This is a genomic window from Sulfurimonas sp., from assembly GCF_029027585.1.
Classification (GTDB): Bacteria; Campylobacterota; Campylobacteria; order Campylobacterales; family Sulfurimonadaceae; genus Sulfurimonas.
Window position 1 is genome coordinate 714,845 of sequence record NZ_CP093397.1, and the last position, 11,529, is coordinate 726,373.

Genomic DNA, 11,529 nt, shown 5'->3' on the forward strand with positions numbered 1-11,529 from the left:
AATGAAATGCTTATTGTGCGAAAAATTGTCTTTTGCACATATTTGCACTTCCTGTCAAGAAACATTTTTAACTCCTAGCATCTATAAACGAAAAATCTTAAACAACATAGAAGTTATCTCTTTTTATAAATACAAAGATATTAAAGACTTACTACATACAAAGCATACAGACTTAGGATATTATATTTACAATATTTTAGCTTTAAACTCATTTGTCAAATTCGCTAAAGAGTTTCAATACACAGATACCATAACTTCCATAGCAGTTGATGATAATGTAAAAAGTGGCTACTCTCATACTGCAATCTTAAATAAAGCACTTAAGAACAAATACATCAATCCACAATACAACAAACTTAGAGCAAAAAATGATATATCTTACTCTGGTAAAAGTAAAGAGTTTAGACTTTTAAATCCAAGAAATTTTAGCTTTCATAACTCAAGTTTAAATGACATCATCTTAATAGATGACATCATAACAACGGGCTCAACACTAACTCAAGCTACACAGGTAATACAAAACTCAAAAAAAGAAGTTCTGTTTTGTCTTACTTTGGCTGATGCAAGTTTAAAATAATCCTTTAAGAAAATTACCAACTTCTTTTTTTACAGCTTTTTCGGCTTCTTTTTCTAGTAACTTATTGGCATCTATCTTGACCTTTGGTTTTGATATATTTCCATTTAGTTCTACTGTTATAGGACTAGAATTAGCAACTATTTCTATCTTAGAGTTTATAGTTTTTCTTAGCGTATTTAACTTTGTATCTTTTGTTTTTATAGATGAAGTGTTTGATTTTAGATGCATAGATGCTAAGATTTTTTCTTTATTTATTTTTGCACTTACATCACCTTTAAACCTTTGAGCATACATATCAACATGTGCATATTGTTTTACAAGAGTTAACACTTGATTTTTAGTAAATGTGCCCTCTGTTAAATATCCTTTAAAGTCACCCTTTTTACTTAAAAGATTATAATCAAGTTTAGCATCTAGAGATGACTTAAATATCTCTGGATATATAAGCATATGTAGAGCATCTAGAGTTTGCACACTTTTTATATCTGCATGAAAATCATCATTATGCAAAGTTGCATCTATCTTACCACCTGCTACTTTGGTATGTATATTTAAGTCCAAATCTTTAGCTTTTTTAAGTTCCCCATTTATAAGCATACTTCCTTTCATATGTTGATTTGTAGCAAAAAAGAACTTATCAAGGTTTGGAATCTGCATTGCATAATCACTCACTAATGACTTAGCATCTAAATTAAAACTCGCTTTTTTAATCTTAAGGTTTGCAAGGCTAGAATCTAAATCTATCTTAGTATTTATCATATTTCCCTGAAGTTTTGTATCTGTTTTCATAGTGAATGTAGTCTTTGGCATCGGAGTTTCAAACTCATAGGCTTTTGTCATATATGCAGAATTTACTCGTCCACTTTTTATTTTTGTTAAGATTATCCCATCTAATTTTCCACTTTTTGCATCTTTAATATCTACATCTAAAGAAAAAATACCCTCAGCGTAAGGAGGCTGTTTAACCATATATAATACACGAGAGAGTTTAAGATTTTTCATACTAAACTTTACTTTTGATAATATAAACTGTTTTAATACTGCTTCAAAATTTGTATCTGAAGATGCAAGATCACTTTTACCATCTACTATCAAGTTGCTTTTTGAACCATTTACTTTACCATCAAGTCTAAAAGCACCTCTAACATCAGCACCAGTTATTGGCTTTAGTAGAGCTAACTCTTTTACATCAAAAGCATACTTTATATTTATATATAAAGGTGTTGGTCTAACTTTCCCTGAACTATTTACTTTAAAAAGATTTGATAAAAATGTATATGTATAGTTTACATCATCACCTTTTAGTTTTGCATCTAGGTTCATCGTAAAATTAGTAGGAGGAACTACAATATGGAAATCTTTTTTCATAACTTTAGTATTGATTTTTCCATCTTTTGTAGCTAGTTTGATATCTCCATCTAAAGCATGAGGTGTAATATTTTTAAAATTTACATCTAAATTTACATCAGCACTTGCATATTGTTTCTCTCCTAGCATCTCAAGAAAGGCTGCTAATTTTAACTCTTTTATATTTGCTATTATTGAAGTTGGGTTAAGATTTGTAAGTTCTACATGATAAGTTGTAGCACTAGATGCTACATCACTTTTGCCATCTACCACAAAGTATGACATGTCACCTTTTACATTTCCATCTGTATGAAACTTTCCTTTTAATGGTGCATTTGTTAGTGGCTTTAAACTAGCTAGTTTATCCATCTCTATTTTATATAGTATATTAAACGCTTTTGAAAAGAGTGAATAATTTCCATTTACATATATAATATTGTCCCTATCAAGTTCTAATACTATGGAAAATTCACTCATATTAAGTGAAAATTTACTAAGTTTACTTTCTAATTTTGTCTGCTCTTTTATCTTTGACTCTATAATTGGTTGAAATATTGAATTTCCAAAAGATGTAAAAACTAAAATATAAATTCCTATAATCAAACTCGCTAAAAGCCCACCAAACCATGTTAAATACTTCATAATAATCTCCATATTTTTAATCTAATATTTTACAATAATTCACTTTAAAGAGTTATTTTTCGTACTTGATAGAGATAGACTAAACTTTCTTAAGTAAAAACATTTAAGATATACTTGACATTGTTACACTCAATGTGTATAATGGTAATATCTTTTTAATATAAGGAGTGATTTAACAACTATGTCAAAAGAATCCGAAGAAGAATTACAAGACGAACTTGAAGTAAATCAAGAAGAAGAAATAACAAGTGATGAGGCAGAAGCTGAAGCAGAAGCTGTTGAGAATGAGTTTGACCTTCTACAAGAGGAACTGATAGCTTTAAAAGACAAATATGCGAGAGTTCATGCTGATTTTGATAACATCAAAAAAAGACTTGAACGCGAAAAATATACAGCGGTAGAATACTCAAATGAGAAGTTTGCTAAAGATATGATTCCTGTTTTAGATGCATTAAATATGGCAATCACTTCTAGTGAAAGTGTAACTGATCCTGTTGAGCATTTTGAAAAGCTAAAAGAAGGTATGGAGCTTACACTTAAGCAATTTAAAACTTCTTTAGAAAAGCATGGAGTAACAATGGTTTCACATGATGAGCCATTTGACCCAAATATTCACAACGCTGTTCAAACAGTAGATAGTGAGGAGGTAGAGTCTGGACAAATTGTTCAAACTTTTCAAACAGGTTACAAGTATAAAAACAGACCACTGCGTGAAGCAATGGTAATTGTTGCGAATTAGATTCGTATATAAAACTAAACAATTAAGTAAAAGACACAAGGTGTCGTGGGCTTTCCGCCGAGGAAAACCTAGCGTTAGCGTAGTCAAAGGAATTACTTCCTTTGGCGTAACAAAAGGGAATAAATGGTTCCCTTAAATTTTTAAAAAAAATTAAAGGAAAATATAATGAGCAAAGTTATAGGTATAGATTTAGGAACAACAAATTCGTGTGTAGCAGTTTATGAGGGTGGTGAAGCGAAAATCATCCCTAATGCAGAAGGGAAAAATACAACTCCATCAGTAGTTGCTTTCACAGATAAAGGTGATGTTTTAGTTGGAGATCCAGCAAAGCGTCAAGCAATCACAAACCCTGAAAAAACAATCTCTTCTATTAAGAGAATTATGGGGCTTATGATGAATGAGGAACATGCTAAAGAAGCTCACGATAAAGTAACTTACAATATCGTAGATAAAGATGGTTCAGCTGCTGTTGATGTAGCAGGAAAAATCTACACACCTCAAGAAATTTCAGCTAAAATCCTTAGCAAACTTAAAGAGGATGCAGAAGCTTATTTAGGTTCAACAGTAACAGATGCTGTTATTACAGTTCCAGCATACTTTAATGATGCACAAAGAAAAGCAACTAAAGATGCTGGTACTATCGCTGGGCTTAATGTTCTTAGAATTATTAATGAGCCAACTGCTTCTGCTTTAGCTTATGGTTTAGATAGTAAAAAAGAAGAAAATGTACTTGTTTATGACCTTGGTGGTGGAACATTTGATGTTACTGTTTTAGAGATATCTGATGGTACTTTTGAAGTTTTAGCAACTGATGGTAATGCATTTTTAGGTGGAGATGATTTTGATAACAAAATTGTTGATATGTTAAATGATGAGTTTAAAGCTTCTCATGGAATTGAACTTAAAAATGACAAGATGGCTCTTCAAAGATTAAAAGATGCTGCAGAAAATGCTAAAAAAGAGTTAAGTTCAGCTACAGAAACTGAGATAAACTTACCATTTATCACGATGACAGAAGCTGGACCTCAGCATCTAGTTGTAAAACTTACTCGTGCTAAATTTGAAGGTATGATTTCTGATTTAGTTGAAGAAACTATTGATCACATTAAAGTAGCTATGGAAGAATCTGATTTAGATAACAATGAAATCAAAGAAATCATCATGGTTGGTGGTTCAACTCGTGTTCCAATGGCAACTGAAGCTGTAAGTAAATACTTTGGCGGTAAAGATGTAAATAAAGGTGTTAATCCTGATGAAGTTGTTGCCGCTGGTGCTGCTATTCAAGGTGGTGTTTTAAGAGGAGATGTTAAAGATGTTCTTCTTTTAGATGTTACTCCTTTATCTCTTGGAATTGAAACTCTTGGTGGAGTTATGACTAAGATTATTGAAAAAGGAACTACGATTCCTGTTAAAAAATCTCAAGTTTTCTCAACTGCAGAAGATAATCAACCAGCTGTTTCTATATCTGTTGGTCAAGGGGAAAGAGAGTTTGCTAAAGATAACAAATCTCTTGGTCTTTTTGAGCTTGGAGATATTCCAGCAGCTCCAAGAGGTGTCCCTCAAATCGAAGTAACTTTTGATATAGACGCTAATGGTATCTTAACAGTTAGTTCAACTGATAAAGGAACTGGTAAATCTCAGTCAATCACGATTTCTGGTTCTTCAGGACTTAGTGAAGAAGAGATTAACAAGATGGTTCAAGATGCAGAAGAGAATAAAGCTGCTGATGGAGAGAGAAAAGCAATGGTTGATTTGAAAAATCAAGCAGATGCACTTATAGTTCAAACTGAAAAATCTGTTACAGAAATGGGCGATAAATTAGACGCAGAGGAAAAAACTAAAATTGAAACTGCAGTAACTGAGTTAAAAGAAGTTTTAAAAGATGAGTCTGCTACTAAAGAGCAAATCGAAGAAAAAGTGAAAACACTTACAGAAGCTTCTCATAAAATGGCTGAGCAAATGTACAAAGATAAAGAGCAAGGTGGTGAAAAAACTGCCCAAGATGAAGCTAAAAAGAAAAAAGACGAAGATGTTATAGACGCTGAGATAGAGTAGGGATTTCCCTCTCTATCTAAAGTCTTTCTTAGCTACAGCTAAAGCCTCATTAAAACGCATAATTTTACCGCCATATTTATCTTGAAACTTTTTAGCCATTTTTTTATCTAAAAAAGCGTACTTACTTATTTTACTCATAGTACCTCTCTTTTTACTTCCGACAACATAGTAAGCATCTCCAACATTAATAAATTTTAAAGTAGCTACATCAACTACTTGTGGATTTTTAAGAGTAACTTCCTCACCTAGATGTTCTTCTAAACAATGAATAGAGCAGTATTGAATAGGTTTGTTGTTATGTAACGCCTTATGCGATGTTTTATAAAACATAACTAAATTCATTCCACATCTATTGCACGAGTGTTTATTTTTACCACTTTGAACTAAAGTTGCATCTTGAGTATTTACCGATTGAAACATCCCTGATTTTACCTTTGGTTTATTATCGACACCACAAGCTACAAAAACTAAAGCCAAAACTACTAACATGTAAATTTTAAACATTTTTTTCTCCTATTTTTATTTATATTATCCATAAAGTGTTACTAAAGTGTTAAAATACAAAAAAATTATGGAAAATATTATGCGAAATAAACTAACACACTATGCAAAAGAAATACTTACTTTTTCTTTATTTATGATAGTTTTGATGAACGCTATAAGTTTATATAAAAGTAGCGATTTAAACAAAGAAGCTTTGCAAAATATAAATGTAAAACTAATAGATGCCAAAGCATATACATTTGCAAAAGATAAACCTATTTTAATTCACTTTTGGGCTACTTGGTGTCCAATTTGTAAAATAGAATCAGGAAATATACAAACCATTTCTGAGAATTTTGAAGTTCTAAGCATCGCTGTTAGTTCTGGCGATAACAATGATTTGAGAAAGTATATGTATGATAATAGCTTAGACTATAAAGTTTTAAATGACAATGATGGCTTTTTTGCAAAAGAGTTTAAAATAGCAGCTTATCCAACTACTTTTATATATGATAAAAATAAAAACTTAGTTTTTAGTGAAGTTGGTTATACATCTACTTGGGGTTTATGGTTAAGAATGTTGTGGGCAGGACTATAACTAGTTCCATCTCGGGAGAGATGGAACTTGATTGAGTCATTGCGAGGAGGTACGACGAAGCAATCTTATAAATATTATTTTGAAATATTTACAGCGTATGCTTTATCCGAAAGTGGAACCCACGGACGCTTAATATGTTGAGGACGGCGTTTAACTGAGTTTTCATCTAAACCACGAGTTAAATCATCTCTCCAACCTTGATAAATTTTAAAGTTATTTTCATAATTTACATAGATATCACCTATCTTATCCCCATCTTTTGCAGGTTCTAAGATAACTTTTTGATGCCAACAATGCATACCAGAAATTGGGTCTGGATGAGGGGCAGCAACAGCATTTTGCCATGAACCACTTAATCCATCCCACCAGATATTTCCACTATCACGATTATATTCAGCAAATCTCTCAGATGCAAAAGGTTTTATACCTTCAACATATTTAAGTTTACCCTCTTTACCATCCATTTGAAGCTCAGCAGTTGGAACACCAAAACTGTTAATTCCAGAACTACCTGTATAATCTTCGATTTTTATTTGCGCACCATCTTTACCAACATTACTAGGAGAATGAGCCATAAATTTAGGGTCATTCATATTTCTTACAACTGGTTGTGAGTCAACTCTTCCATCTGTAACACCATTTGGTATAGTCACAGAGTTTATAAGTTTCCATCTACCACCATGATGTGAACAAGCTAAAGTTCCGGGTAAAACACCTTCGGTAGGAACAGCCATCGCTACAAAATAACCAGATTCTAAACCTGTAACACTATCTGTAATTCTTACACGAATAGAATCTCCACGCTTAAAACCTTGTCTTGCAGCGTCTGGAGTTGAAATCCAAATCGGGTCATGATTTTGTGAGATTTCCATTAGATGCTTAGAGTTAGCAGAACGAGTATGAATATTATACGGCAAGCGGAAAACTGTATTTAATGCATAAGAATTTTTCTCTGTCATAAAAGAATGGTCAACATGAGATACAATATGTACCATCTCTTTTTTCTCTTTTGGAGTTCTTGGATAAAATGGAATTGCATATTCTGGCCATTTCCAATCATCTGCTAACCACTCACAAAAGAAGTCAAGTTTTTTATCTAAAGTTGCAAAACCTTCAACCATTTTGCCATCTACTTCAATAGCAATAGGTTTCATACCATTTTTATATTTTGTATCACTTTTATGGTCTTTCACATATATAACACCTGTTTTTCTATCAATAGTTAAATCTCTCTTATCATATTTATGACCATGAGAAATCAATGTTCTTCCATCATACTTTACAGGTTTTTCTTGAGCAGAATAGATGTTATTTTCTTCCATCCAAGCACCATGATCACGCATATATGCATAAACAGGAAACTCTTCATTTTTATATCTTGAGTCTGAAGTTGCAGTCGCTTTAAGGTTTGGTAAATTATCACCAAATGCCGCGTCATACCACTCAGCAATAGTAACTGGAGTTCCAGGAGTTTTCTTAGACTCCCACATTGAACGAATTGATTTTGTTTTTGCGTCGTCAATAAAGATTTTTCCATCTGGGTCAATATAATTAACACACATATCAAACCAAAACTCATTTTCTTCCCAAACCTCACCAAGACCTGCTTTTATGTGCGCTTCTAATGTAGCTCTTGCAGGATTTTTAGGTTTCCAGCCAGATTTTTCTAGTGCAACTCTCATTACAGGCTGACGAAATGATGTCCATCTTGCTGGCATCGTTGCTTCAGAATGTTGGTCATGTCGCTCTCCAGCTAAACCAACTGGCAAGATGTAATCAACATACCAGTTTGTTTCAGACCAAACAGGAGATAAGTTAAATGTTAACTCCATTTTTTTCTCATCTTTAATAGTTTCAATCCATCTAAAACCATCTGGATTAATCCAAACAGGGTTATACATACGAGGAATCCAAACTGAAAGTTTAGTAGGAACAGTTAATCCTTTTGCTTTCCATTTTTCTTGCCACTGTGTATCTGCAAGTAAGTGAGGAAGTAAAAATGACATCTCATAAGTTGAAAGAGGCCACTCTGGTGGGAAAGAAAGCTCATTATAAACATCAACTTTAGGAATATTTGAACCGCGTTTTCCTTGACCAACTGTTGCACTTCCACCTTTTCCTGCAACTGAGATAACATGGAAGTGATGGAAAAATGTTCCACCTTCAGGACCAATAGCACCACGAAGCGCAATAGGTAAAAAACCAGTTCTACCACTCATCCAACCACCACGATTACCAGCAGCAGAAGCTCTCCAAAAGTATGAAGAAACTGATGTACCAGCCCAGATGAACATATCATATAACTCTTCTAGTTTATGTGAAGGAACTCTAGTTTCTTTTGCAACCATTTCTAATGTATATGGAGTATAAAGTTCTTGTAAAGTATCTAAAAATGTATCAAACTCTACTTTTGTAGGTGCTTTAGCAATATACCCTTTTTCAACCATAAAGTCTAAATATTTTTTATTACTTAAAAATACTTCCCAATTCATCCATTTTTTTACAAAATCTCTATCTACTTTACCTTCGTTTAAAATTCTTTGCGTTAAGTAAAGATAGATTAAAGGTTCACTACCAGGCCATGGAGCTATCCATAAGTCAGCCATACCAGCAGAGTTAGAAAGTCTAGGGTCCATAACTACAAGCTTAGCACCTTTTTTTCTAGCATCTGCAATAAATGAAGCTGATTGTTGAAAGTAGTGTCCTGCATCTGCCGCGTGAGATGAGTTAAGAAAAATTAACTTTGCATTTGCCCAATCTGGGGAACTTCTATCATCATTTGCCCAGTGAATTGTCGGTGTACGACCACCAGAAGAACAGATATTTGTATGAGAATTAAAAGCATCACAGCCAAGTGTATGCCAAACCTTACCTGTAAAACCGTTTTCATTTGGACGACCAACATGAAACATTACAGTTTTTTTAGATAACTCATCACCTTTAGCTAATGTATCACCCATCTTTTTACCGATAGTAGTCATTGCTTCATCCCAAGTCGTACGAACCCATTTACCTTCACCACGAGCAGAACCAGCCGCTCTTTTTAGTGGAAAAGCTATTCTATCGGGATCATACATTTGACTTTGAGTTGCGTAACCTTTTGCACAGTTTCTACCACGAGAAGCTGGATGCAAAGGATTTCCCATATACTTTTTAACTGTAAATGTTTTTTTATCTATCCAAGCAGTTAAACCACAAGAAGCCTCACAGTTTGAACATGCTGTTGGAATAATCATATAATCATTTACTTCTATACCGTCTGGGTTAGATTCGCTTCTTACACCCTTACGATCTATTCCACCTCTTTTCCAATCATCTCCATCTAACTCTTTAAAGTCAGCCCACTCTTCCATCGGAGGATAAAAAGATAATGAGTCTGGAGTATTTGTAAATTTGCTATCAGTTATAGACTCTGCAAGAGCATCTGTCGTAAACACCCCTTTAGCAATAGCAGCACCAGCAACACTAAATGCAGCACCTTTTAAAAATGTTCTTCTACTTTGTAAATACATCTATTTCTCCCTAACTCATTGGTAATAACTGTGGTATTGTAAGCCAAACATGTTTAACTAACCACAGACCTATCAGCGCAAAAATCGCTGCAAGTTTTAAAATATTTTCGCTTTTTGAAGCTCTACTTAACATTATTAATAACATTGGTAACAGGTAAGCTATCCACTGACCTAACCAGAACATTACAGTATAAGGTCCATCACCTTTTATATACTCTAGAACTGCTGCTACTTCTTCTGCTTTCATCGGTCCAAACACATACTCTGACATATACATGATAAAAGACATCAATGCACTTAAACCAAGAACAACCGCTAAAGAACTTTTAGCTTCATAGTTTAGTTTATTTCCACCTAGTAAAATCATAAATGCTGAACCTGAAAGAAGTGCTGCAAAAATCATTTGAGCTGATTCTGTTGGCATCTGCCATAGTTCTCTTGCTGTACATTGTGACATAAGTCCCGCTGTATAAAGTGTTACAGGAATCGCAAGTAATACAACCCAAGTTAAAACTTTATCAAATCTTGCATCGTTTTTTTGTACATAACTTACATATGCTAGTAAAAATAACAAGCCTACAAAAGCAGTCGCCATCCATGCACCAACGGTAATAGCTGAACTCCAACTAGGATAGAAAAATATATGCCACATTCTAAATGGCTGATGTAAATCTGCCAATGTGAAAAGTAAAAAGATATGAATAAAAATTATCGAAACCACAGTAGTTGGAAATTTGAGTCCAACAGCTTGATTTGGATACTTTTTAACAAGCATAAATAACATAAAAATCACACCAGTACCGATACTTTTTGCCCACATATTAACTGTTACAAGCCAAGGCCATACTATACCTGGGATTGCTATATCTAAAGTTACCACAGCATTTGTTGCTGCTAATATTTCATGTGTTGCCATTAGTGGTGTCCTCCTACTGGAAGTGTTGTTATTTTACCAAAGAGTGAATAACCTTCTTCTCTTCTAGATGCGAGAGGATTAAGATTTACATTACCTGCATTTGTATAGAAGTGATGAGGGTTTGTCCCTTTTTCTGGCTTACGAACTTGAACATTACTCTGATTAACTTGAATATATTTAGATATATTTGAAGCTGGATCATCTAAGTCACCAAAAATATTTGCTTGAACAGGACATGCGACAACACATGCTGGCATCATTGATGAAGCAACACGATGGGCACAATAAGTACACTTATCAGCAGTTTGCGTTTGTGGGTCTATATAGATTGCTCCATAAGGACAAGCCATAACACAGCCTGCACAGCCAATACAGCGCTCTTTATCAATGTTTACAATTCCATTATCTAAATAATGCAGTGCCGATACTGGACAAATTCTCTCACAAGGAGCATTTTCACAGTGATTACATCTAAGGGGTGTAAATGTTCTTCTTGTATCTGGGAAAGTTCCAACATCTACATACTTAACACGAAGCCTCCATGTACTAAGTGGAACTTCATTTTCCACTTTACATGCGATTTCACAACCTTTACATCCCATACAAAGATGTAGGTCGACGAGGAAACCTAATTGCATATATTCTCCTTATTTATTATCT

At 33.7% G+C, this 11,529-nt stretch carries 9 protein-coding genes; 4 read left to right on the forward strand and 5 right to left on the reverse strand.

Translation table 11 applies throughout. From position 1 onward, the window contains the following. Position 1: 1 nt before the first annotated feature. The gene (locus tag MOV50_RS03730; RefSeq protein ID WP_321779067.1) at positions 2–577 is read left to right on the forward strand and encodes a ComF family protein; all 576 of its coding nucleotides are present in this window, start codon (positions 2–4) and stop codon (positions 575–577) included. Here the strand turns inward: MOV50_RS03730 and MOV50_RS03735 are convergent. Beyond that, a complete protein-coding gene (locus MOV50_RS03735; protein WP_321779068.1) occupies positions 569–2,566 on the reverse strand; it encodes a hypothetical protein in 1,998 nt (665 codons plus the stop codon). The two genes, MOV50_RS03730 and MOV50_RS03735, sit on opposite strands and share 9 nt — an antisense overlap. A 181-nt stretch (positions 2,567–2,747) precedes the next feature. Here MOV50_RS03735 and grpE point away from each other — a divergent pair, with 181 nt between their 5' ends. Both grpE and dnaK read left to right on the forward strand, forming a co-directional pair. After that, positions 2,748–3,305, forward strand: a complete 558-nt coding sequence (grpE, locus tag MOV50_RS03740) for a nucleotide exchange factor GrpE (RefSeq protein ID WP_321779069.1) — start codon at positions 2,748–2,750, stop codon at positions 3,303–3,305. A gap of 165 nt (positions 3,306–3,470) precedes the next feature. Further along, positions 3,471–5,360: a molecular chaperone DnaK gene (gene dnaK / locus MOV50_RS03745; protein WP_321779070.1), complete on the forward strand. Its 1,890-nt coding sequence runs from the start codon at positions 3,471–3,473 to the stop codon at positions 5,358–5,360. A 12-nt stretch (positions 5,361–5,372) separates the two neighbouring features. Here the strand turns inward: dnaK and MOV50_RS03750 are convergent, their stop codons facing one another. Beyond that, a complete protein-coding gene (locus MOV50_RS03750) occupies positions 5,373–5,864 on the reverse strand; it encodes a nitrous oxide reductase accessory protein NosL (RefSeq protein ID WP_321779071.1) in 492 nt (163 codons plus the stop codon). A 79-nt stretch (positions 5,865–5,943) separates the two neighbouring features. Here MOV50_RS03750 and MOV50_RS03755 point away from each other — a divergent pair, with 79 nt between their 5' ends. Beyond that, positions 5,944–6,441, forward strand: coding sequence for a redoxin domain-containing protein (locus MOV50_RS03755; protein WP_321779072.1), 498 nt, complete (start codon positions 5,944–5,946; stop codon positions 6,439–6,441). 74 nt (positions 6,442–6,515) lie between these two features. On the opposite strand, the gene MOV50_RS03760 is transcribed toward MOV50_RS03755, so the two are convergent. From MOV50_RS03760 to MOV50_RS03770, 3 genes are read right to left on the reverse strand one after another with little or no spacing between them, the layout of a single operon-like run. Continuing rightward, entirely contained in the window at positions 6,516–9,953 is a 3,438-nt protein-coding gene (locus MOV50_RS03760) for a molybdopterin-dependent oxidoreductase (protein ID WP_321779073.1), read from the reverse strand. Between the two features lie 10 nt (positions 9,954–9,963). Next, positions 9,964–10,869 (reverse strand): NrfD/PsrC family molybdoenzyme membrane anchor subunit, encoded by a 906-nt coding sequence (nrfD, locus tag MOV50_RS03765; RefSeq protein WP_321779074.1) that lies wholly within the window; start codon positions 10,867–10,869, stop codon positions 9,964–9,966. Beyond that, the gene (locus MOV50_RS03770) at positions 10,869–11,507 is read right to left on the reverse strand and encodes a 4Fe-4S dicluster domain-containing protein (RefSeq protein ID WP_321779075.1); all 639 of its coding nucleotides are present in this window, start codon (positions 11,505–11,507) and stop codon (positions 10,869–10,871) included. The genes nrfD and MOV50_RS03770 overlap by 1 nt, the downstream gene beginning before the upstream one ends. Positions 11,508–11,529 lie beyond the last annotated feature (22 nt).

Coding starts and splice junctions, on each gene's coding strand:
- MOV50_RS03760 (WP_321779073.1), bottom strand. CDS start 9,953: ATGTATTTACAAAGTAGAAGAACATTTTTAAAAGGTGCTGCATTTAGT.
- MOV50_RS03735 (WP_321779068.1), bottom strand. CDS start 2,566: ATGAAGTATTTAACATGGTTTGGTGGGCTTTTAGCGAGTTTGATTATA.
- MOV50_RS03730 (WP_321779067.1), top strand. CDS start 2: ATGAAATGCTTATTGTGCGAAAAATTGTCTTTTGCACATATTTGCACT.
- MOV50_RS03750 (WP_321779071.1), bottom strand. CDS start 5,864: ATGTTTAAAATTTACATGTTAGTAGTTTTGGCTTTAGTTTTTGTAGCT.
- dnaK (WP_321779070.1), top strand. CDS start 3,471: ATGAGCAAAGTTATAGGTATAGATTTAGGAACAACAAATTCGTGTGTA.
- MOV50_RS03770 (WP_321779075.1), bottom strand. CDS start 11,507: ATGCAATTAGGTTTCCTCGTCGACCTACATCTTTGTATGGGATGTAAA.
- grpE (WP_321779069.1), top strand. CDS start 2,748: ATGTCAAAAGAATCCGAAGAAGAATTACAAGACGAACTTGAAGTAAAT.
- MOV50_RS03755 (WP_321779072.1), top strand. CDS start 5,944: ATGCGAAATAAACTAACACACTATGCAAAAGAAATACTTACTTTTTCT.
- nrfD (WP_321779074.1), bottom strand. CDS start 10,869: ATGGCAACACATGAAATATTAGCAGCAACAAATGCTGTGGTAACTTTA.